This is a genomic window from Actinokineospora terrae (assembly GCF_900111175.1).
GTDB classification, from domain to species: domain Bacteria; phylum Actinomycetota; class Actinomycetes; order Mycobacteriales; family Pseudonocardiaceae; genus Actinokineospora; species Actinokineospora terrae.
The window spans coordinates 354756-376363 of sequence record NZ_FOGI01000007.1 but is presented as its reverse complement, the minus strand read 5'-3'; the positions used below and the strand labels follow the sequence as shown (position 1 = coordinate 376363).

Genomic DNA, 21608 nt, shown 5'->3' with positions numbered 1-21608 from the left:
TCTGGAGGTCAAATGTCGTACGTGCGCCGGTTGGCGCGGTTCCCGGTCGCCGCGGTGGCCGCGGGCCTGCTGCTCGCCGCCTGTTCGAGCGGGTCCGAGCCGTCCGGGGGGACCACCGCGGCCCGCCTCGGCGGCCAGATCGCGATCCGCTCGAGCGGCAGCCCCACCCTGGCCACCCTCTGGCTGGACAGCGTCGTGGCCGTCGACTGCACCGAGCCGGGCAGCCTGCCGCCCAACAACGGCCACTACCTCGCCGCCACCATCGTGCTCAAGACCAGCGAGCAGTACCAGCCCGACTCCGGCTGGTGGATGAGCGCGGGCGACTTCGCCACCGAGGACGCCGACGGCAAGCAGACCGGCAAGGGCATCGTGACGTCCTGCCTCCCCGAACACCGCTACCTCCCGGACGACTTCTACCTCTCCGACTCCGGCTACTACGGCGTGGTCCTCATCGACTCCGCCAGCGTCCACGGCACCCTGACCTACAAACCCCACAACCTCCCCAACGACGTCACCGGCTGGCACTGGAGCTATTAGCCGCCCCTCGCGTCTCTCCGCAGCCTGACGCTCTTACCCACCGCCACCGCCGTAGCCGGTAACCCCACCTCCGCGCCCACTCGACGTCATCCCGCAGCTCCGTTAGCCCTACCCGCCCTCCAGCCCCTCTTACGCGCACGCGCGGTCCCACCCCAGCCCGGCCCCCACCCTCTCCGGGGGGCGTCCCCGTCGCCAGTCTAGTGGGTCACGGGTGCAGGCCAGGGGGAATGGGGCGAGCTGTGGACAACTCGGGAGTTGGGGATGGCGCGACCTGGGGATCTGTGCGGGTTGGGTGGGGTGCGGCGGGAAAGTTCACCCGGGAGTGAGGTGGACCAGGGGATTCATGGTGCGCGGCCGGGTCCCCGTAGGCTGGCCGGGTGCTCGCTGTCGTGCCTGCCCCGGTGACCGTCCGGGTGCCGTCGAAGGTCAACCTGCACCTCGCCGTGGGGGACCTGCGGCCGGACGGGTACCACGACCTGGCCACCGTGTTCCAGGCGTTGTCGTTGACCGACGAGGTCACCGTCGCCGTGGCCGATGAGCCGGGGGTCGAGGTGCACGGCGAGGGGGCGGACTCGGTGCCGACCGGCGCGAGCAACCTGGCCTGGCGCGCGGTGCAGGAGCTGGCGCGGCACGTGGGGCGGGACGCGGACGAGCCGAAGGTGCGCATCGTCATCCGCAAGGGCATCCCGGTGTCCGGGGGCATGGCCGGGGGCAGCGCGGACGCCGCGGCGACCCTGGTCGGGCTGGCGTCGCTCTGGCGGCTGGACATCGGCCGCGACGAGCTGGCGAAGGTCGCCGCCCGGCTGGGCAGCGACGTCCCGTTCGTGCTGCACGGGGGTACCGCGCTGGGCACCGGCCGGGGCGAGCGGCTCGTGCCGGTGCTGACCAGGCACACCTACCACTGGGTCCTCGCGTTCGACCGCCGCGGCCTGTCGACCCCCAAGGTCTACGGCGAGCTCGACCGCCTCCGCGCCGACGGCGACCCACCCCGCATCGGCGACGTCGAACCCGTCCTCGAGGCCCTCGCCACCGGCGACCCGCGCAAGCTCGCCCTGCTCCTCGGCAACGACCTGCAGGCCGCATCGGTCTCCCTGCGCCCGGGCCTGCGCCGCACCCTGCGCGCCGGTGTCACCGCGGGCGCCCTGGCGGGGACCGTCTCCGGCTCGGGCCCCACTTGCGCCTTCCTCTGCGAGGACGCCGACGCCGCCCTGCGCGTAGCCGCTGAGCTGTCCGGCGCGGGCGTCTGCCGCACCGTCCGCGTGGCGCACGGCCCCGTCCCCGGCGCCCGCATCACCGCGACCGAGGACCGCCCCGTCCCTCCGGAAGCCCACGCCTAAGCCAGTTTCTGAACGACTTGCCCGCCGCGGCGGCGTACTCCCGGCGCCCGTTGCCCGCTTCCTGCGAACCCCTGCCCGCCGAGTGAATCCAATTCACCCGTCCCAGCTACAGAAGTTATCCACATCTGGATCTTCGGCGGCTTGTTTCAAGATCGTCTGTCGGGGGGTGCCGATAGACTGGCACTGGGACGCCCCCCGGAGTGGGTGGGGGCTGGGCAGGGTCGGGACCGCGTGCGCGCGAAGCGGGCTGGGGTGGGCTTAGAGGCGTGTTCGGGGGATAAGTTGTTGTGGGCTAAGGGGATTGACGCGTGTTGGGGGCGCGGTCGCAGTTTGACTGAGTAAAGGGACTGGCGTGCGCTAGAGCCGCGGTCGCAGTTGACTGTGCAAGGGGACTGGCGTGCGTTAGAGGAGCAGTCACAGTTGACTGCGTAAGGGATTGACGCGCGCTCGAGGTCCGCAGTCACGGCCGACTGCTTAAGGGGATTGACGCGCGCTGGAGGCGCTGTCAACGGCTGACTGCGTATGAGAACTGGCGAGCGTTCGAGGAGTAGTCGCGACTGACTGTGTAGAGGACTGGCGCGCGCTAGAGGTGCGCGGTCATGGCTGGCTGACGGGATGAGTGCGGAATAGGAGCCGCCGCACGGTGGTGCGCGGGAAGCACGGTCTTGCGCGGGAAGCACGGTGGCGCGCGGCAAACGAAGACCGGGCGCGGTACAAGAAAATCGCCCGGCTCACCGAAGTGAGCCGGGCGATCAAGAAAGCGTCAGGCGGCAACAGTGCGGGCGAGACCGACCTGCGGCCGCACGACGCCGCCGCGTTCGGCGATCCAGGTCAGGGACTGGTCGGCCCAGGCGCCGGTGACGCCGAGGAGGAAGCGGGCTACGGGGGTTTCGCCGACGCGGGTGAGGCCGCCGCCGATGACGGAGATGTTGGTGCTGAAGCGGGAGGTGGCCTCCGGCAGCAGGGCGCCGACGGCGGCGAAGCCGATGAGGACTACCTCGGCGACCCGGTCGTACCCGGCGGTGGCGCTCTTCGGGACGTCGATCGAGGGCAGCAGGGTCTGCGCGACCTGGCTGTTCGCGTCCTGCACCAGCGACAGCAGGCTGCCGCTCTCGGTGATCTTGCCGCCGTCGAGCAGCGCGACGTCGTCGGCGATCCGCCGGACGACACCGGAGTCGCTGGTCACGACCAGGACCGTGGCGCCCAGTTCGGCGCGCGCCCGGTCCAGCACCGTCAGCACACCGGCGGCGGCGTCGGAGTCGAGCGAGCGGGTCGGGTCGTCGGCGAGCAGCAGCCCGGGGTCGCCGACCAGGGCGCGGGCGACCTCGACCCGGGCGCGCTGCCCGTCGGTGAGGGTGTCGGGGTAGCGGGCGGCCTTGTCGGTGAGGCCGATCAGGTCGAGCAGCTTGCCGACCTTCTCGCGGCGCTGCGGGCCGTCGATCCCGGCCTGCTCCAGCGGGAGCGCGATGTTGCCCGCGGCGGTGCGCTGCGGCAGCAGGTCGCCCTGGGTGATGACGCCGATGCGCCTGCGGGCGGCCCGGAGTCTGCGCGGGTCCAGCGCGGCGGTGTTGAAGCCGTCGACGCGGATGACGCCGCTGTCGGGGCGTTCCTGCAGCGCGACGAGGCGGGCGAGGGTGGACTTGCCGGAACCGGAGGGGCCCACCACGCCGGTGATGGTGCCGGTGGGCACGTCCAGGGTGACGTCATCGATGGCGACGACGGGGCCGGTGTTGCCCCAGAAGGACTTGCTGAGGTTCTCGACGGTGATCACGGTGCTTAACTCCAAGCGGGCGCGACGGCAGACCAGAAGTCCACAGAGGACAGTCCGGTTCCGGGAGGGGGGTGCTGCGAAAGACGTGGTGCTACGCGAAGATCAGCGGGCTACGCACATCGGTCGACATGCCGTCACAGAACGCCTGCACTGGTCGATGACCCGGCGTGTGGTGAGGATCTGCATCCGTTCTCACTCCTCCATCGCTCCTGGCGGTAGCACCTGCCCACGTTGGGTGGTTGCTGCGGCGTCTTGGAGCCAGGTCTCTCGGCCGCTCGGGATGGAATGCCCCAAGAGTAGACCCGACCGGGACCGCCAAAAGCAAGCGTGTGAGGTCAAGTTGAGGTCCCGGGTTCGATACATCACACCGGGGGAGTAACGGTGGCGGGTTCGCGCTACTGCACCGGAGTGAACGCCTGGGCTATCCGGACGAAGTCCCCTACCGACAACTGCTCACCCCTCAGGGTCGGGTCGACCCCCGCCGAGGTGAGCACCGCCTCGGCCCGCGCGGGTGAACCGGCCCAATCGGACAGTGCCGCGCGCAGCGTCTTGCGGCGTTGGGCGAACGCGGCGTCGACGACGGCGAACACCGCGGCGCGGTCGACACCCTCCGGACTTGGCCGCCGGGTGAGAAAAACCAACGCGGAGTCCACATTGGGTACTGGCCAGAAGACCGCCCGCGACACCGTCGCCACGCGACGCGACTCGGCGTACCACGCGATCTTGACGCTGGGCACGCCGTAGACCTTGCCGCCCGGCCCGGCCGCCATCCGGTCGGCGACCTCCGCCTGCACCATCACCAGCACGGTGCGCAGGCTCGGCAGTTCGGCCAGCAGGTGCAGCACGACCGGCACCGCGACGTTGTAGGGCAGGTTGGCCACGAGCGCGGTCGGCTCGGCGCCGAGTTCGGCACGGGTGACCCGCATGGCGTCGCCGAGCACAACGCTGAGTCGACCGGCAAACCCGGGCGCGCGTTCGGCGACCGTCCCGGGTAGACGCGCGGCGAGCACTGGATCGATCTCGACGGCGACGACCGAGGCGCACTCGGGCAGCAGCGCCAGCGTCAGCGAGCCGAGTCCCGGGCCGACCTCGAGGACGACGTCGTCGGGGCTGAGCCGCGCGGTGGTCGCGATGCGCCGGACGGTGTTGGGGTCGTGCACGAAGTTCTGGCCGAGCTTCTTGGTCGGCCGCACCCCGAGTTCGGCGGCGAGCCTGCGCACGTCCACCGGGCTGAGCAACGCCGAACCGGTCATTGCCGAGATGCTACTCGGGACGGGCGGCAATGCGCGCACCGGCCCGTTTCCGCACCCATTCCGGAAATGCCAAAAGGCCCCTCCGGTAAAGGAAGGGGCCTTTTGGCGACGATTAGCGGATCAGGTCGGCAGGCCGAGCTTGCGGGCGCAGGCGGGCCAGGCGGAATAGCCGCCGCGGGCGTCGCGGACCTTCGTGGCGATGGCGATCTGCTGCTCGCGGGTGGCCTGGTGCGGGTAGGCGGCGTACTGGCCGCCGCCGTTGGAGTCCCAGGTGCTCTTGTTGAACTGCAGGCCGCCGTAGTAGCCGTTGCCGGAGTTGATGGCCCAGTTGCCGGTGGCCTCGCACTGGGCGAGCCGGTCCCAGGCCGCGCCGTCGGAGATGACCGGCTGCGGCGGCTTCTTGGTGCCGACCTTGACGACCTTGGGCTTGGCCTCGGTGAGCGTCTTCGCGCCGATCTCCTCGCGCTTGACGACCTTGCCGTTCTTCTCGGTGATCCGGTAGGTCACCATGCGCTCGCCGGGGACACCGGGCTCGACCACGGTCTCCTTGCCCTTGTCGAGCTCCGGGTCGTCGACCTTCTCGACCGGGGGCGCGATGGGCTCGGCCTGGTTGATCACGGTCACGCCGGTGCGGCTGATCCGGATCTCCGCGCCACCGGCCAGCTTGAGGTCGGCGCCGGGCAGGATCGCGTCCTGCGGGCCGAGCGAGAGGCCGCGCTCGCCGAGCAGCTCGCCCACGGTCACCGCGGTGGTGCGGACCGGGACACCGGCGTTGCCGCCGTCGTAGAGGGTGATCTCCTTGGCGGTCTTGATCTCGACCGCGAGGCCCTCGAGCGGGACCTGGGCGTCGTTGCCGACGGAGACCCACGAGCCCGCCACGGGGGCGCCCGCCTGGCGCAGCGCCTCGCCGACGGAGTTGGCGCGCACCCAGACGTCGCGCTGCTCGCCGTCGACCTTGAGGTGCAGCTGGCGGCCGCGCTGGAGCACGATCTTGCCGTCGTCGCCGATCTCGGCGCTCGGCGACGGGCTCAGCGAGTCGTGCGCGCCGACCGCGATGCCCTCTTCGGCCAGGACCTCGCCGACGGTGTCGGAGTAGGTGTTGACCTGCTTGGTCTGGCCGTCGACCTCGACGGTGACCGTGTTGTTCATCGCGATGGCCGCGCCGCCGCCACCGATCAGGGTGACCAGGACGGCCGCGATGGTGGCCTTGAGGAAGGTGCCCTTCCACCGCTTGACCGCGGCGAGCAGCCCGGGCGCGGGTGCGTCGGCCTCGCCGACCTTGAGCGGCTGCGCGGCGACGGAGAGGTCATCGGGGATGACCGGCAGGACGGTGGTCTCGGCGTTGATGAGCCGGATGAGTTCGTCGACGTCGACACCGGCGGTCGCCATGATCTCGTCGGCCTGCGGGCCGAGTGCGTGGCGGACGTCGTGGTCGGTGATGCTCAGCGAGGACGAGTAACCGTCGTCGAACTCGCGGCGGGTGTCGAGGAAACCGACAGAGGCGAAGCCGGAAAATTCGGGTGCAGACTGACCATCGGGGAAGCTGGGGAGACTCGGGAACTCCGACTGCCACGCGGTGAAGTCGTCATCGAGCGTGGTCTCGCTGACCACCTGGACCGGGGTGAACCAGTCGGTGTCGGCGGAGAAGCCGTCGTGCCCAGGGCGGTCGGAACCGCCGGTCTGTTTACCGCTCACAGGGTCGTTTCCTCCAGAGGGCACCAGATCCGGCCGCGTCCCGCCGTGGATGTCGGTTCGGTCTGGCCACCGACGTCCACTCCCTCGCGTGCTCGGCCGCTCTCGCGCCTCGTGTGTGTCCGACGACCCGCAACCAGCCAACCCCGACGGTCAACACTGCTCGGACTGGCTCCGGGCCGACTCGGGGCTGGTGCCCCTAGTCGTACGGTCACGGGACAGTAACGGGGGCCGGGAGGTTGCGCAAACACATCCAGCGATCTCGTGAGTCCTGTCACACCCCTGTCCGCGCCGCGCCATCCCCCGATCATCGCAATCCTTCACCGTTCGGAAGGTCCGATGTCACAGTGCGCAGTCGGAACACGCGATCCGCGGTCGCGGACACCGCGCCGGCGAGCTCGGCGACGTCATCTCCGCGTAGCTGCGCGAGGTCTCTGAGTGTGTAAGCGGCGCAGTACGGCTCGTTAGGCCTGCCGCGGAAAGGGTGGGGGGTGAGGAATGGAGCGTCGGTCTCGACCAGGAGTTGATCCGCGGGCACGAACGCCGCCGCTTCACGCAAAGGAGCCGCGTTGCGGAAGGTCACCGGGCCCGCGAAGGAGAGGACGAAACCGCGCTCCACGCACGCCTTGGCGAAGTCGAGGTCCCCGGAGAAGCAGTGGAAGACGACCACCTCGGGGGCGCCCTCCTCGGTGAGGACCTTGAGGATGTCCGCGTGCGCGTCCCGGTCGTGGATCATCAGCGGCTTGCCGACCCGCTTGGCGAGGTCGATGTGCCAGCGGAACGCCTCGTGCTGGGCCGCGGGCGGGCTGTAGTCCCAGTAGTAGTCCAGCCCTGTCTCGCCCACCGCCACTACCCGCGGCTGTTGGGCTAACCGCTCGATCTCCACCTTGTCCGCGTCGGTGAACTCTGCCGTGCGCGTCGGGTGGATAGCGACGGCGGCGAAGACACGGCTATCCCACGTGGACGCTTCAGCGGCCCATCGCGCCGAGGCAAGGTCATCGGCCACGGTGATGACCCTGTCCACTCCGGCCTCTTCGGCGCGGTCGAGCATTGTGGACACGTCAGCGGCATCCTTGGCACCGCAGGCGTCCAGGTGGGTGTGTGCGTCGACCACCGGCGCCGGAAGTCGCTCCGGCACCGGCGGTCGCTCGCCCTTGCGGGGTGTCACGTGACCGGCGCCCACTCCGGGCCGGTCTCGCCGAGCTTCGGGTCGAGCTTGGCGAACAGCGGCTCCGGCTTGGTCAGCGGCGTGCCGACCTCGATGTCCACCGACCCCCACGCGGCCTGCTCGCCCGCGTAGTCACCGGTGAGCACCGGGTAGCTGATCGACGGGTCGTCCAGATCGTCGACCTCGCGCAGCTCCGGCTGGGCCGCCCACACGCCCTTGCCGCCGAGCAGCTCGTGCACCTTCTGCGCCGAGTGCGGCAGGAAGGGGGTGAGCAGCGTGTTGGCGTCGGAGACGACCTGCAGCGCGGTGTGCAGGATGGTGTCGCGGCGCGCGGGGTCGTCCTTGCGCTTCCACGGCTCCTCGTCGGACAGGTACTTGTTCGCCGCGCCGACGACCCGCATCGCCTCCGAGGCCGCCGCCTTGAACCGGGACCGGCGCAGGTTGTCGCCCACGGTCGCGAACGCGGCCTTGGCCAGCGCCTTGAGCTCGGCGTCCGCCGCGGTCGGCGCGGTCGGGGCAGGCACGGCGCCGACGTTCTTGTGCGCCATCGACACCGACCGGTTGACCAGGTTGCCCCACTCGTTGGCCAGCTCGAAGTTGGTCCGGCGGACGAACTCGTCCCAGGTGAAGTCGGTGTCCTGGTTCTCCGGGCCCGCGACCGAGATGAAGTAGCGCAGCGAGTCGGCGCCGAACTCCTTGAGGAAGTCGCCGACGTAGATCACCGTGCCGCGCGAGGTGGAGAACTTCGACCCGCTCATGGTCAGGAACTCGCTGGAGACGACCTCGGTGGGCAGGTTCAGCGTGTCGAACCGGCCCGGGGTGCCGCCCTTGTCGCCCGCGCCGTTCTGGCCCAGCAGCAGCGACGGCCAGATCAGCGAGTGGAAGACGATGTTGTCCTTGCCCATGAAGTAGTAGGCCTGGGCCGGGTCGGTCCAGAACTCCTTCCAGGCGTCGGCGTCACCGGTGCGGCGCGCCCACTCGACGCTGGCCGACAGGTAGCCGATGACCGCGTCGAACCAGACGTAGAACCGCTTCATCGGCGCGTCCCGCCAGCCGTCGAGCGGGACCGGGATGCCCCAGTCCAGGTCGCGGGTGATCGGCCGGGGGCGCAGGTCGTCGAGCAGGTTCTGGCTGAACTTGAGCACGTTCGGGCGCCACTCGGTGCGGGTGGACAGCCACGAGCCGAGCGACTCGGTGAACGCGGGCAGGTCGAGGAACAGGTGCTCGGTCTCGATGAACTTCGGCACCTCGCCGTTGATCCGGGACCTGGGGTTCTTGAGGTCGACCGGGTCGAGCTGGTTGCCGCAGTTGTCGCACTGGTCGCCGCGCGCGCCGTCGTAACCGCAGATGGGGCAGGTGCCCTCGATGTAGCGGTCCGGCAGCGTGCGGCCGGTGGACGGGCTGATAGCGCCCATCTGGACCTTGGACTGCACGTAGCCGTTGCGCCATAGAGAGAGGAAGAGGTCCTGCACGACCTTGTAGTGGTTGCCGGTCGTAGTGCGCGTGAACAGGTCGTAGGACAGGCCGAGGCCCTGGAGGTCCTCGGCGATGACCCGGTTGTACTTGTCGACCAGCTGGCGGGTGGTCAGGCCTTCCTTCTCGGCTTGGACGAGGATCGGCGTGCCGTGCTCGTCGGTGCCGCTGACCATGAGCACGCGGTGGCCGGACATGCGCATGTAGCGGGAGAAAACGTCCGAAGGGACACCGAATCCGGACACGTGACCGATATGGCGGGGGCCGTTGGCGTAAGGCCAGGCCACCGCGGTCAACACGGGGGCGCTCATGGGCCACTAGCGTACGGAGTGGCCGCGCACCAGAGCCGCCGGGTTACACCTCGCCAGGCCCACGCCTAGCCTTGGACGAAAATCACCGGGTCCCGGGAGGGCGGTATGTCGGCCACGCGGATGTTGGTGCTCGGCGTGGTCTTCTGGGCGGGCAAGGCGCACGGGTACCAGATCAGGGCCGAGCTGCAGAGCTGGCGGGCGGACAGCTGGGCGCGGATCAAGCCCGGTTCGCTCTACCACGCGCTGCGCCGGGCGGTCACGGACGGACTGCTGGTCGACGCACCCGAGCAGGGTGACGGCGGTCCGGACCGCACCTCGTACAGCATCACCGAGGCGGGGCGCGCGGAGCTGACCCGGCTGGTCCGGTCAGGGCTGTCCACGCCAGGGGACCCGTGGATGCTCAACGCGGCGATCGCGATGTTGCCGACTCTTCGGCGTGAGGACGCCATCGCGCGGCTTAAGGAGCGGGTCTCGGCGCTAGAGGTGCAGCGGCGGGAGATGGAGGACTGGTCCTTCGGCGGTCCGCCGATCAAGCCGGAGCACGTTATGGAGCAGGCCCAGTTGTGGCTCGCTCAGCTGGTCGCGGACCTGGAGTGGGCGCGCAAGCTGCTGGCGAAGCTGGAGGACGGTGCCTACGAGATGACCGAGGACGGCACGCCGCCGAGTATTCAAGTTTGACTAGACCCGCCCGGTCGGCGCATGCTGCACGCCTTGGTAGTCAAGTTTGACTAGAGGGGTGGGCATGATCGAGGCACAGGGCCTGGCCAGGAGCTTCCAGGCCAGGGGCAAGACCATCGAGGCGGTGCGCGGCGTCGACCTGGCCGTGGCGTCCGGGGAGCTCGTCGGGTTCCTCGGGCCGAACGGCGCGGGCAAGACCACGACCCTGCGGATGCTGACGACGCTGCTGCGGCCGACCGCGGGCCGTGCGGTGGTCGCGGGCAAGGACCTCGCCGCGGACCCGGTCGGTGTGCGGCGCCGGATCGGCTACGTCGCGCAGGGCGGCGGCACGATCCCGGAGTCCAGGGTGGTGGAGGACCTGGTCCTGCAGGGCCGCCTGCACGGCATGGGCAAGGCGGACGCGACGGTCCAGGCCCACTCGGCCGCCGAGCGGCTCGACCTGGGCGACCTGCTGGAGCGTCCGATCAAGTCGCTCTCCGGCGGGCAGCAGCGCAGGCTCGACATCGCGCTGGGCTTGGTGCACCGGCCGAGCGTCGTGTTCCTCGACGAGCCGACCGCCGCACTCGACCCGCGCAGCCGGGCGAACGTCTGGCAGCACATCCGGGCGTTGCGGGCCGACCTCGGCACCACTGTCTTCCTCACTACGCACTACCTCGACGAGGCTGACGCGTTGTGCGACCGGGTGCTGGTCATGGACAACGGCGCGATCGTCGCTACCGGCTCCCCCGCCGAACTGAAGGCGAAGGTGTCCGGGGACTTGGTGGCGGTAGGAGTGCCGGAACTGGCTCTTACCCGCACGGCGGAGATCGCGGCGCGCATCGCTGGCGGGGATGCCGTGGCCACTACAGGTTCCACTGTCGAGTTCCGGGTCCCTCGCGGCGATCTGGCACTACCGGAACTGCTGCGCGCGCTGGACTCCGCCGGTATCGGCACAACCTCGCTTCGAGTACTCCAACCCACTCTTGACGACGTATTCCTCACCCTGACCGGTAGGACCATCCGCGACGCAGAGGAGGCCCACGTTGCTGCGTGAAACCTGGCTCGTCTTCAACCAGGCCATGAGGCTGTCCCTGCGGAACCCCGCGTGGATGGTGATCGGCGTGATGCAGCCGCTGCTGTACCTGTTCTTCTTCGGTCCGCTGCTGGAACGGATGACCGAGAACACCCCGGGCTTCCCGCCCGGCACCTCCTGGCAGATCCTCACCCCGGCGCTGATCGTGCAGCTGGCGCTGTTCGGCGCGTCCTTCGTCGGGTTCGGGCTACTGGCCGAGCTGCGGATGGGCGTCGTCGAGCGGATGCAGGTGACTCCGGCGAGCCGGGTCTCGCTGCTCCTCGGCCGTGTCCTACGAGATGCCGTGCAGACCCTGGCGCAAGCGGTGCTGATCCTGATCCTCGCGTTCACCGTGTTCGACCTCAGCGCCTCGTTCGGAGCGGTAGCGCTGACCTTGGTGATGGTGGCGTGCCTGTCTCTTGCGCTGTCCTCGTGCTCTTACGCGTTGGCGTTGACCTTGCGCAGCGAAGAGGCGTTCCCGGCTGTGCTCAACACGGTCCTGATGCCGATCTTGCTGCTGTCCGGCATCTTCATCCCGATCACACACGGCCTCGCGCCGGACTGGCTCTACACCCTCTCGCGGTGGAACCCCTTCACGCACGTAGTCGACGCCGAACGCGCCTCGTTCCGCAGCGAGTTCACCACCGACGCGCTTCTTACCGGCTCGATCGTCTTGTTCGCGATGACCGCGCTAAGCCTCTACTGGGGCGTCCGGACCTTCCGCCGTGAGAGCGCTTAGGTCGGTCCGCATGAGATAGACGTTGTAGGACTGCCAGAGTGACATCGTGAAGTAGATGACCGGGCCGTGCGCGGATGCCGGGTGGATGAAGCCGCCATAGAGGCCGGGGTAGTCCTGACTGGTGACGATTACTCTGCCCTCGCTCCACGGCCCGGTCAGCGTCTCTGCGCTGCGCAGCACTAGAGCGCCCAAAGCCTCGTCTAGGTGGATGGCGAGCCAGCGTCCGAAGTGGACCGAGTAGATGACCGACAGCTCGGCGACGTTGCCCTGCATCACCGGCACCGCGCGGAACTCGTCCCGGGGGTACCAACCGGCGCCGTTCCAGTAGTCGTAGGCGCGTGTGTCCAAGACCTCGTCCTTGGCGACACGGGCCAAGCTGGCGTTACCCCAGCGACCGTTGGGAGTGCCTAAGAGGTAGAGGTAGTTCTCCCCCAGCGCGAACGCACCCATCTGGAAGGGGTGGTCTCGCTCGGCGCGATTGATCCACCGGGCGCTCATGGGCTTGTCCCAGGTCTCACCGCCATCGGTGGAGACAGCGATACCGCTGTAGTTCGTGGTCCACCGCCCGCGCGAGCCCCAGGCTCGGACGGACATGTAGTGCAGGTAGTGCGTGTCGCCGATGGCCACGCCCGAGCAGGGAATGACCGTCTCCTCGTCGATCCGGGGGTCGCGGTCGAGGACCTGCCTGGCGTGGCCGCCCGGCCCGGTGATCACCGCGTCGAATCGCAGGCCGTTGTCGAGGTCGCGGTCGGTGGACACGGCGAGGAAGTTGCACCGCCAGTCGCTGCCCTCGCTGGGCCCGGCGCCGTCGCCGCACCAACCCTCGCCGTAGGTGTCACCGAAGAGCACGAACGTCCTGCCCGCGGCGTCGGCCCACAGCAGGCCGAGATCGGTGGCGTGCACCCCGAACCGGCGGGCGGTGTCGTTGGCCGAGTCGTGGCCGGTGATCTTGGCGATCAGCGTGGTGCCGATCGGAGGGGTCATGCTCGACTCACCGCCGCGTCGTAGAGGGCCTTCTTGCTCACCCCCGTCGCCGCCGAGACCTCGGCCGCGGCGTCCTTGAGCCGGGTGCCCTCGGCCGCCAACGCCCTGACCCGCTCGACGAGGGTGTCGAGGTCCAGTGTGCGGGGCTCGGCGCCTGCCAGCACGACGGTGATCTCCCCGCGCACCCCCTCGCGCGCCCATTCGGCCAGCTCGGCGAGGGTTCCGCGCTTGACCTCCTCGTACGACTTGGTCAACTCCCGGCACACCGCGGCGCGCCGCTGACCACCCAGCACCTCGACGGCGTCGGCGAGCAGGTCGTCGATGCGGTGCGGCGCCTCGAAGAGCACCGCGGTCCTCGGCTCGTCGAGCAGGTTGGCCAACCACTTGCGCCGCTCCCCCGACTTCCGCGGCGCGAAGCCCTCGAAGCAGAACCGGTCGCAAGGGAGCCCGGATAGCGCAAGAGCCGTCGTTACCGCTGACGGGCCCGGCAGGCAGGTGATCGGGAGCTCGGCCTCGACACACGCGACGACCAACCGGTACCCCGGGTCGGACACGCTGGGCATCCCAGCGTCCGTGATCAGCAGGACGGTCTGCCCGTCGCGGACAGCGTCAACGAGCGCGGGCAAACGGCTGGCCTCGACCGCGTCGTAGAAGCTCACGATGCGGCCGACCATCGTTACCCCAAGAGCCGCCGCCAACGCTCGCGCTCGCCGTGTGTCCTCAGCGGCGATGACGTCCGCGCTCCCCAACGCGTCGACCAACCGCGCCGAGGCGTCCCCGATCTCACCCAGCGGCGTTCCCGCCAACACCAACCTGCCGGTCACTTCTGCAGCCCGACCGGTAGGACGCTCTGGTCCCGTAGGAACTGGTAGGCCGGAACGCGCCACTTGACCCGCTTGGCGGCGCTGCGCGACGGCCAGTCGTCGTTGTGCTCGACCCGGCCGGTGGTGAAGTGCAGGGTCCCGCCCTTGCGTTCGATGAAGTCGACCCAGCGGAAGGTGACCCGCACGCCGTTGCCCTCGACCACGCAGAGCTCGTCGCTCACCAGCAGCCTGCGGGACCGGAGCGGGAACAGGGTCATGACCACGGCGACCACCGCGATGACGACCGTGGCGAGGTCGACCGCCTGGCGGATCAGGAAGTGGCCCAACGCACCGGCGGCGCCTGCGAGGAGGGCGATCCCCAGGATGACCTCCCAGCGCGGGCGGTATGTGGTGAACACCAGGCGAGGGTACCCGCGCACCGCGGGCCGACCCCGGCGCTCAGGTCAAGCCGGTGATCATCTCGGTGGACTCCTGCGCCGACAGGGCGACCGCGGCGATGCGCTCCCACGCCCGCTGGTGGACCGCGACCGACTCCTCGTCGTCGAGGAACAGCGACCGGGACCGGTGCTCGGTGTGCACCACGGACCGGTCCTGGTCGAAGTCCATCAGCAGGAACGAGCCGTCCAGCCCGGGGTGCGCCCCGGCCGAGTCGGGCACCACCCGCACCTGGACGTGCGGCTTGCGGATGGCCTCGGCGAGGTGGCGCAGTTGCGCGGCGGCGATGGCCGGACCGCCGACCGGGATCCGCAGCGCCTGCTCGCCGATCACCGCGAGCAGGGTGGGCGGCCGGTCCCGGCTGAGGATGCCCTGCCTGGCCAGCCTGGCGGCGACCTTGGCGTCCAGCTCGGCGTCACCGGGCGGTTCGGCGGCGGTGTCGCGCAGGACGGCCCTGGCGTAGTCCGCGGTCTGCAGGAGCCCCGGCACCAGGCCGCCGTGGTAGGCCCGCAGCGCCACCGCCTTGGACTCCCAGTCGATGAGGGTCAGCCACTGCTCGGGCAGACCGCGCCCGTGCACCTGCGGCCAGCCGGGTTCGGCTGCCCGGCGGACCAGGTCGAGGATCTCGGCCTGGCGCGGCTCCGGCACCCGGTAGAGCCCGAGCATGGCCTGCACGTCACCGAGCCGCAGCCCGCTGCTGCCGGTCTCGACCCGGCTCACCTTCGCCTGCGAGAGACCCAGCTGCGCGCCGACCTCGCCGGTGGTGAACCCGGCCTGCTTGCGCAGCCTGCGCAGCTCGCCCGCGACCTGTCGCGACCTGATGGTCGGCCGTCCTGGAGGCACTGTGCACCCCGTCCGTCACGCCAGCGTCCCGGTACGACAACGGCTGATGATCCTCTTGTACCGCTCCTGAACTGGGCGAACAACTACACGATCAGCTGATCCCTAGATCACCGCGAGGAACCGACGCGCCACGATCGAGGAACTTCCGACGCGGATCGCACACCGGGGCGCCTACGATCTCCCCCCGTGAGCGCCCTGGTAGCCGACGACGAGGCCAGCCGGACACCGTCACCCGAAACGGTGACCCCGGCCGCCGACCCCACCGAGGTCACGCGCGCGCGGCTGCTGGGCACGCCGATGCCCACCGACCGGCTGCGCGGCTGGCTGGTCACCGCCTTCGTCGGGCTGATCGGGGGCATCGTCCGGTTCCAGAACCTGGGCTGGCCGACCGACCAGGGCACGCCGGTCTTCGACGAGAAGCACTACGTGCCGCAGGCGTGGCAGATGCTGCGCAACGGCGGCGTCGAGGACAACCCCGGCTACGAACTGACCGTGCACCCCCCGTTCGGCAAGACGCTGCTCTCGATCGGGGAGTACCTGTTCGGCTACAACGGCTGGGGCTGGCGGTTCACCGCGGCCGTCGCGGGCGTGCTGATGATCGTGCTGGTCGTCCGGATCGCCCGCAGGCTGACCCGGTCCACCCTGCTCGGCGGCGTCGCGGGCGTGCTGCTCATCGCCGACGGGGTCTCGCACCTGCAGTCGCGGATGGGGATGCTCGACATCTTCCACGCGTTCTTCGTGCTCGCCGCGTTCGGCTGCCTGCTGCTCGACCGCGACCTGGTGCGCAGGCGGCTGGCCCGCGCGGTCGACGAGGGCTGGGTGACCGCCTCGGCGCTGGGCCCGCGCCTCGCCGTGCGGTGGTGGCGGCTCTCCGGTGGCGTGCTGCTCGGCCTCGCCTGCGGGGTCAAGTGGTCCGGCCTGTACTTCATGGCGGCCTACGGGCTGCTCACGGTCATCTTCGACCTGACCGCCCGGCGCGCGGCCGGGGTGCGCAGCCCGTGGTTGGGCACCCTCGCCAGGGACGTGGTCCCGGCGCTGTGGGCGTTCGTCGGGGTGGCCGTGCTGGCCTACCTGGCGACGTGGTCGCCGTGGTTCGCCAGCGAGACCAGCATCGACCGGCACCTGGTGGCCACCACCGGCAGCGACCCGATCTCGGTCATCAAGGGCGCCCTGGGGTCGCTGCTGCAGTACCACGACAAGGTGCTGACCTTCCACGAAGGACTCGTCACCAAGCCCGAGTCCCAGCACCCGTGGGAGTCGAAGCCGTGGACGTGGCCTATGAGCCTGCGGCCGATGCTCTACTACTACGAGGGCAACACCACCGCGTGCGGCGAGTCCAAGTGCGTCTCGGCCACGATGCTGATCGGCACCCCGGCGCTGTGGTGGCTGTCGCTGCCGATGCTCGGCTGGGGCCTGTGGCGGATGTTCAGCAAGTTCGACTGGCGCTACGGCGCGGTGGTCACCGCCTACCTGGCCGGGTACCTGCCCTGGTTCCTCAACCTCGACCGGCAGATGTACTTCTTCTACGCCACCCCGATGGCGGCGTTCCTGGTGCTCGGCCTGACGCTGACCGTCGGGCACCTGCTGGGGAAGGCGGGCGACGGACCGGAACGCCGTCGTACCGGTCTGCTCGCCCTCGCCCTCTACGTCGGCCTCGTGGTGGCGAACTTCGCCTGGCTGTGGCCGATCCTCAACGGGGACTCGATCACCGAGTGGCGCTGGCAGGCCGAACTCTGGCTGCCGTCCTGGCGCTGAGCAGGCGCCGCTCGGTCTTGTCGGGCTCGACCGCGCGCAGTTCGGCGGTGATCCGGAGCAGGTCGCGGTCCTCGACATCGGCGCTCCCGGCGAGCTTGGAGCGCGGTGTGGTGGTGCGGACGTGGTTGCGGTCGAGCCCCAGCACCAGGAGGGCCAGCAGTGTGACCAGCACAAACGCGGTTGTCATGGCGCTAAGTTTGCGATGAGCTAGTTCCCGCCAACAGTGGCAGTTCTGACCTTGTGCGACAAAATCCTGCCAGCTACGCTTCCGGCATGCTGAGGACCGTGACCGCCGTGCTGATCGACGGTGTCGCCCCGTTCGAGTTCGGCGTGCTGTGCGAGGTGTTCGGCACCGACCGCACCGACGACGGGGTCCCGCCGATCGAGTTCCGGGTGTGCGGCGAGGTCGCGGGCGCCCCGGTCCGCAGCAACGTCGGCGTCACCATCACACCCACGCTGGGCCTAGAGGCGCTCGACGGGGCAGACCTGATAGCCGTTCCCGCTACGACTATCCGCGACGGCTATCCCCCAGCCGTCCTCGACGCTCTTAGAGCGGCCGGCGACAGTGGCGGCAACCTGCTCTCCGAGTGCAGCGGCGCCTTCGTCCTGGGCGCGGCAGGCCTACTGGACAACCGCGCCTGCACCACCCACTGGCGCCACGCCGACGAGTTCGCCGCCCGCTTCCCCCAAGCCCGCCTCAACGCCGACGTCCTCTTCGTCGACGACGGCAACATCATCACCAGCGCGGGCACCGCCTCCGGAATCGACGCCTGCCTCCACGTGGTCCGCCGAGAACTGGGCGCCGCCGCGGCCACCGCCATAGCCCGCCGCATGGTCGTCCCCCCACAACGAGAAGGCGGCCAACGCCAGTACGTCGACACCCCCATCCCGGAATGCACGAGCGACAGCCTCCAGCCTGTTCTCGCGTGGATGCTGGAGACCCTCACCGAGGACCACACGGTGGCGGCGCTGGCTGCTCGGGCTCGCATGTCCGAACGCAGCTTCGCCCGGCATTTTGTTGCCGAGACCGGCACCACCCCGCACAAGTGGCTGTCCGCGCAGCGAATCCTGCACGCGCGGCGTTTGCTGGAGCAGACGGGAATGTCCGTGGACGAAGTCGCCCGAGAATCCGGCTTCGGCAGCGCCGCCCTCCTCCGCCACCACTTCCAGCGATTGGTGGGTGTACCGCCCAAGGACTATCGCCGGACGTTCGCGAACCAGATTTGAGTTCCAGCTTCCACAGCAATGAATATTCGATGGTGATACGGGTGAATACCGCAAACTATGACTGGTCGGTGCCATATCCCGACGACCTTCCGGTATTCGCCAGCATCAACGGGGATCGATGGCTTCATCGACTACAAGAAGAAGTCCTGGCAAGATCCGGGTCTGACGAGTACCGGACGACGCGAGTTGCGGATCGCAAGAACCTTCACACCGCCTACGGCGGCTCGCTCCATTCTGCCCTCCTTGTCGAAACACCCAGAGAAGGTCGGGTGGCATGCCACATTCTCGGCACCGGCATCTACAAAGAAGAAGACGTCACACCCTGGATTGCATCTATTCGCGCTGCTATTGATAGGATCTCAGAGAACGAGACCCGTTCGTGGCAGGCGATAATCAGCCAGGACCCGGCGCGGATCGACTCGGGGTTAATAGTACTGGACGAGACAACGAGCATCGGAGAGATGGTATTCGACGCGGCATCACGCCCGTACTTCGAGCTGGTAAACGGCTCCAATCTCAACTCGGTCACACACGCGGCGACTTTCCCAATACATGTTCGCGGATCAAGCACCGGATACTCCTACGAATCGTGCATGCATGAAGCCAGGAAGAGCTTGAAGCTCCTCTGTTCGCTGATTTCGCTCGTGACGAGGCAGACATGGCTCCTGCGGTACGGGCCGGATACACACATGCTCGCGGATGGCACTGCGATTGATGGACTGTTTCCGATGCCGGAGTACTCGATCTACTACCCGGAGGAAGCAAAGGGCCTGTCACGCAACTTTCCGGTGGCGCCGCTTGTCATCACGAAGGAGATTGCGGACTCGTGGAGTGCGGTGATGACGGACAAGATTCTGCGAGAAGCGCTGCACACCTACCACGAGGCCTTGCTCTTGTTCGGCCACGGGCACGAGTCCTACGGCCTTGTTGCCCTCGTTGGCGTCGTGGAGCATTTGGGAAAGGACGGCCTCGAAGGTAAGCACAAGTTTGGCGATGCGCTTAAAGTTGCGCTTGGACCCGAACTGGCCGAAGAGTATCAGAAAATGGCCTACGGGCTCCGATCGACTACCGCGCACGGCGGGCCACTGCATGCGAACGAAGTTGCGTTCGGGAGGTCTGAGCTATTCGAACTTCTCGCGGATCACAAGGCTCAACAGTTTGGCGAGGTGAAGCCTGTCCTTCAGGTGGCCTCTGTACGGTTGTTGCGGAAGAGGTTGAGTCTTGAGTAGCGGGGTGGGCGGTTGATTTGGTCTTTGAGCTGAGGGGTGTCTGGCTCTCGTGCTCGGCTGCGCCGTCGATGGATGGGGCCTCGCCTTCGGCATTGGCCGGGGCGCGAGTTTCGAGCTGTGCTCGATGCGGCGAACTTGTTTTGCGCGGGGCCCCTGCGGCGTCCTGGGAAGAGCACAAAGGCGGGGCCTGAAGAGACGGCCCTCCCCCGCGCGGAGAGCTTACGGACGCCGCCACCCCACACAAAACAAGTCCGCCCCATCGAGCCGGGTTGGCACCAGCGACTCCGAGGAGCGCGTGGTTGGCCAACGTTGCATAGGGGCGCGTGGGGACCAACGCCTGCGAGGGGCGCGTTGAGGCCAACGACTGAGAGAGGCGTGTTGGCCCAGCACTGACTTTTAGCGCATCGGACGGGTGCGGTCTGCTTGCTCGATCGCGCTTCGGCGGACTATTTGGGTTACTGGGCCGGTTTCGGTGTGGCCTTCGCGGGAGAGCCAGTCGCTGAGTTCGCGGGCGACTGTGTTGAGGGTGGGGCGGCGGGCGGGTTCGGGGTCGAGGGAGGCGGTGAGGAGGCGGCGGTGGGCGCTGCGGAGGGGGAGTTCGGAGAGGGGTTCGCCCTTGGCGGCGGCCATCAGGGCGGCCATCGCGTTGTCGCGGCTGCCGCGTGGGGGTTTGCCGGTGAGGGCGTAGCTGACCGTTGCCGCTAACTGCCAGGCGTCGGACGCGGGGGTGGCGTTGGCGCCAGCGGCGGTTTCCGAGGCTAGGAAGTCCGGGGTGCCGACCATCATGCCGGTGGCCGTCAGCGTTGAGTCGCCCTTGGAGCGGGCGATGCCGAAGTCGATCAGGTGGGCGTTGCCGTTCGGGTCGATGATGATGTTCGACGGCTTCACGTCGCGGTGCAGGACGCCCTTGGCGTGGGCGGCGGACAGGGCGCCCGCCATGGTGATCCACAGGCGGGCGACGGCGACGTCGTCGAGCGGGCCGCCGCGGCTGACCCGGTCGGCGAGCGGCTGGCCCTCGATGTACTCCATGACCAGGCCGAGGCCGTCCGGTTCGGCGACGATGTCGTAGACCCGGACGCAGTTCGGGTGGTGCACGGCGGCGAGGGCGCGGGCCTCGCGCAGCATCCGCTCCTCGGTCTCGGCATCCGGCGCGTGCGCCATCTTCACCGCGACCGTGCGGTCGAGCTGCGTGTCGACGGCCAACCACACCGTGCCGAACCCGCCGTGGCCGAGCGCGCGCACCTTGCGGAAGCGGCTGCCCGACGGCTTGACCGGCGGGGGCGGCGGCGTGGCGCCCCGCGGCGTGAACGGGAGCGGACCGGGGTCCGCGGCGAGCTTGCCGAGCGCGGCCCGATCCGGCTCCGGCTCGCGCAAGGTCGGGTTGGGCAACGGCGGCGGCACGTACGCAGGCGGTGGCTGGCGCACCGACGGCTGCCCGTGGGGCACGTACTTGGGCACCGGGGGCGGCGGCACGTACGGCGGCGGTTGCTGCTGGCTGTGCTGCGGCTGCGGTGGGTGCTGCGGACCGTGCTGGGCCTGCGCCTGGCTGTGCTGCGGAGGCGGCGGCGGTCCACCGGCCTCCGGTTTCTGGTAGTTGCGCTCGACGGAGCCCCAGCTCGGCGGTCCGATGACGTACACAGGTACCAACCCCAAGATGCTGATCGGCAGGAAGCCGAGCCACAGGTGTGCCGCGGTGTTCGCCTCGACCGGCAGGCTCAGCACGGCCATGATCGCGAACGGGATCCAGATGAGCCTGCTCGGCCACTTCGGCCCCCTGCGCATCGCCGCGCGCGCCTGCAGGATCACGAACAGCAGGCAGACAGCGGGCACGACGACGAGAGCGCCGATGCGCAGCAGGTACATGGGCCAGGTCTCGTACGGGTGGAACAGCACCTCGTAGCCGTTGGCCCTACCGCCGAGGTAGGAGTTCTGCGGCCCGACCCAGCAGGTGCCCTCCTGGAACGACCGCATCTCCTCGGCGGTGAAGGTCACCGCGCCGTCACCGGTGAAGACGCTGCGGTAAGCGCTACCGACGCCGTTGAAGAGCAGCCACGGCAGCAGGAACGCCGTGACCCCGCCGATGACGCCGAACACCGTCACCGTGACCGGGTTGTAGGTGTTGCCGGTGAACTTCCGGACCAGCGCGATGATCACCGTGCCGAGCACCGGCAGCAGCGCGATGAGCGCCCCGGCCGTGCTGGTCGCCCACACCCAGTCACCGGGGCAGATCCCCGGGCCGAAGATGCTGTGCGCGAAGGACAGCAGTGAAGCAGCCAGCTCCAGCACCGCGTCCACCAGCTC

The 21608-nt window shown here is 69.2% G+C and carries 19 protein-coding genes and 1 riboswitch; of the genes, 8 read left to right on the top strand and 11 right to left on the bottom strand.

Features of this window, described 5'->3' with window-relative positions; all coding sequences use genetic code 11:
- Positions 1–12 precede the first annotated feature (12 nt).
- Positions 13–537, top strand: a complete 525-nt coding sequence (locus tag BMY07_RS18195; RefSeq protein WP_092779748.1) for a hypothetical protein — start codon at positions 13–15, stop codon at positions 535–537.
- Positions 538–914: 377 nt separating this feature from the next.
- A complete protein-coding gene (locus BMY07_RS18190) occupies positions 915–1874 on the top strand; it encodes a 4-(cytidine 5'-diphospho)-2-C-methyl-D-erythritol kinase (RefSeq protein ID WP_092779746.1) in 960 nt (319 codons plus the stop codon).
- A 763-nt stretch (positions 1875–2637) separates the two neighbouring features.
- Here BMY07_RS18190 and BMY07_RS18185 read toward each other — a convergent pair.
- The 5 genes from BMY07_RS18185 to metG all read right to left on the bottom strand — a co-directional run bounded on the left by BMY07_RS18185 (position 2638) and on the right by metG (position 9542).
- Entirely contained in the window at positions 2638–3645 is a 1008-nt protein-coding gene (locus BMY07_RS18185; protein ID WP_092779744.1) for a methionine ABC transporter ATP-binding protein, read from the bottom strand.
- A gap of 197 nt (positions 3646–3842) precedes the next feature.
- Positions 3843–3932, bottom strand: a riboswitch (SAM riboswitch).
- 108 nt (positions 3933–4040) lie between these two features.
- Positions 4041–4898, bottom strand: a complete 858-nt coding sequence (gene rsmA, locus BMY07_RS18180; protein ID WP_092779742.1) for a 16S rRNA (adenine(1518)-N(6)/adenine(1519)-N(6))-dimethyltransferase RsmA — start codon at positions 4896–4898, stop codon at positions 4041–4043.
- Between the two features lie 120 nt (positions 4899–5018).
- Positions 5019–6593, bottom strand: a complete 1575-nt coding sequence (locus BMY07_RS18175; RefSeq protein WP_245782465.1) for a resuscitation-promoting factor — start codon at positions 6591–6593, stop codon at positions 5019–5021.
- A gap of 304 nt (positions 6594–6897) precedes the next feature.
- Complete coding sequence (locus BMY07_RS18170) at positions 6898–7758, bottom strand: TatD family hydrolase (RefSeq protein WP_092780057.1); 861 nt, start codon at positions 7756–7758, stop codon at positions 6898–6900.
- Positions 7755–9542: a methionine--tRNA ligase gene (metG, locus tag BMY07_RS18165; protein ID WP_092779740.1), complete on the bottom strand. Its 1788-nt coding sequence runs from the start codon at positions 9540–9542 to the stop codon at positions 7755–7757. The genes BMY07_RS18170 and metG overlap by 4 nt, the downstream gene beginning before the upstream one ends.
- 105 nt (positions 9543–9647) lie before the next feature.
- Between metG and BMY07_RS18160 the strand changes: the two genes are divergently transcribed.
- The 3 genes from BMY07_RS18160 (at position 9648) to BMY07_RS18150 (ending at position 12010) form a co-directional block, all read left to right on the top strand.
- The gene (locus BMY07_RS18160; protein ID WP_092779739.1) at positions 9648–10220 is read left to right on the top strand and encodes a PadR family transcriptional regulator; all 573 of its coding nucleotides are present in this window, start codon (positions 9648–9650) and stop codon (positions 10218–10220) included.
- 64 nt (positions 10221–10284) lie between these two features.
- A complete protein-coding gene (locus BMY07_RS18155) occupies positions 10285–11253 on the top strand; it encodes an ATP-binding cassette domain-containing protein (RefSeq protein ID WP_092779737.1) in 969 nt (322 codons plus the stop codon).
- Positions 11243–12010, top strand: coding sequence for an ABC transporter permease (locus tag BMY07_RS18150; protein WP_092779736.1), 768 nt, complete (start codon positions 11243–11245; stop codon positions 12008–12010). Before BMY07_RS18155 ends, BMY07_RS18150 begins: the two co-directional genes overlap by 11 nt.
- On the opposite strand, the gene BMY07_RS18145 is transcribed toward BMY07_RS18150, so the two are convergent.
- From BMY07_RS18145 to BMY07_RS18130, 4 genes are read right to left on the bottom strand one after another with little or no spacing between them, the layout of a single operon-like run.
- Positions 11963–12994, bottom strand: coding sequence for a glycoside hydrolase family 183 protein (locus BMY07_RS18145; RefSeq protein ID WP_092779734.1), 1032 nt, complete (start codon positions 12992–12994; stop codon positions 11963–11965). The two genes, BMY07_RS18150 and BMY07_RS18145, sit on opposite strands and share 48 nt — an antisense overlap.
- Positions 12991–13818 carry a 16S rRNA (cytidine(1402)-2'-O)-methyltransferase gene (rsmI, locus tag BMY07_RS18140; protein WP_092779732.1) on the bottom strand — a complete coding sequence of 276 codons (828 nt, stop codon included), beginning with the start codon at positions 13816–13818 and terminating at the stop codon, positions 12991–12993. The genes BMY07_RS18145 and rsmI overlap by 4 nt, the downstream gene beginning before the upstream one ends.
- Complete coding sequence (locus BMY07_RS18135) at positions 13815–14216, bottom strand: hypothetical protein (protein ID WP_143073533.1); 402 nt, start codon at positions 14214–14216, stop codon at positions 13815–13817. The genes rsmI and BMY07_RS18135 overlap by 4 nt, the downstream gene beginning before the upstream one ends.
- 40 nt (positions 14217–14256) lie before the next feature.
- A complete protein-coding gene (locus tag BMY07_RS18130) occupies positions 14257–15096 on the bottom strand; it encodes a helix-turn-helix domain-containing protein (RefSeq protein WP_092779728.1) in 840 nt (279 codons plus the stop codon).
- 186 nt (positions 15097–15282) lie between these two features.
- On the opposite strand from BMY07_RS18130, the gene BMY07_RS18125 reads away from it, so the two are divergent.
- Positions 15283–16851: a dolichyl-phosphate-mannose--protein mannosyltransferase gene (locus BMY07_RS18125; RefSeq protein WP_425426321.1), complete on the top strand. Its 1569-nt coding sequence runs from the start codon at positions 15283–15285 to the stop codon at positions 16849–16851.
- Here BMY07_RS18125 and BMY07_RS18120 read toward each other — a convergent pair.
- Positions 16802–17038 (bottom strand): hypothetical protein, encoded by a 237-nt coding sequence (locus BMY07_RS18120; RefSeq protein ID WP_092779726.1) that lies wholly within the window; start codon positions 17036–17038, stop codon positions 16802–16804. The genes BMY07_RS18125 and BMY07_RS18120 overlap by 50 nt on opposite strands.
- 86 nt (positions 17039–17124) lie before the next feature.
- Here BMY07_RS18120 and BMY07_RS18115 point away from each other — a divergent pair, with 86 nt between their 5' ends.
- Complete coding sequence (locus BMY07_RS18115) at positions 17125–18078, top strand: GlxA family transcriptional regulator (protein WP_092779724.1); 954 nt, start codon at positions 17125–17127, stop codon at positions 18076–18078.
- Between the two features lie 41 nt (positions 18079–18119).
- Entirely contained in the window at positions 18120–19307 is a 1188-nt protein-coding gene (locus BMY07_RS33755; protein ID WP_143073532.1) for a hypothetical protein, read from the top strand.
- Between the two features lie 396 nt (positions 19308–19703).
- Here the strand turns inward: BMY07_RS33755 and BMY07_RS18105 are convergent, their stop codons facing one another.
- Positions 19704–21602 (bottom strand): serine/threonine-protein kinase, encoded by a 1899-nt coding sequence (locus tag BMY07_RS18105; protein ID WP_092779720.1) that lies wholly within the window; start codon positions 21600–21602, stop codon positions 19704–19706.
- Positions 21603–21608: the final 6 nt, after the last annotated feature.

What these genes read in the sequence shown, in the direction of transcription:
- BMY07_RS18155 (WP_092779737.1), top strand. Translation starts at nt 10,285, where the DNA reads ATGATCGAGGCACAGGGCCTGGCCAGGAGCTTCCAGGCCAGGGGCAAG.
- metG (WP_092779740.1), bottom strand. Translation starts at nt 9,542, where the DNA reads ATGAGCGCCCCCGTGTTGACCGCGGTGGCCTGGCCTTACGCCAACGGC.
- BMY07_RS18120 (WP_092779726.1), bottom strand. Translation starts at nt 17,038, where the DNA reads ATGACAACCGCGTTTGTGCTGGTCACACTGCTGGCCCTCCTGGTGCTG.
- BMY07_RS18195 (WP_092779748.1), top strand. Translation starts at nt 13, where the DNA reads ATGTCGTACGTGCGCCGGTTGGCGCGGTTCCCGGTCGCCGCGGTGGCC.
- BMY07_RS18145 (WP_092779734.1), bottom strand. Translation starts at nt 12,994, where the DNA reads ATGACCCCTCCGATCGGCACCACGCTGATCGCCAAGATCACCGGCCAC.
- BMY07_RS18160 (WP_092779739.1), top strand. Translation starts at nt 9,648, where the DNA reads ATGTCGGCCACGCGGATGTTGGTGCTCGGCGTGGTCTTCTGGGCGGGC.
- BMY07_RS18115 (WP_092779724.1), top strand. Translation starts at nt 17,125, where the DNA reads ATGCTGAGGACCGTGACCGCCGTGCTGATCGACGGTGTCGCCCCGTTC.
- rsmA (WP_092779742.1), bottom strand. Translation starts at nt 4,898, where the DNA reads ATGACCGGTTCGGCGTTGCTCAGCCCGGTGGACGTGCGCAGGCTCGCC.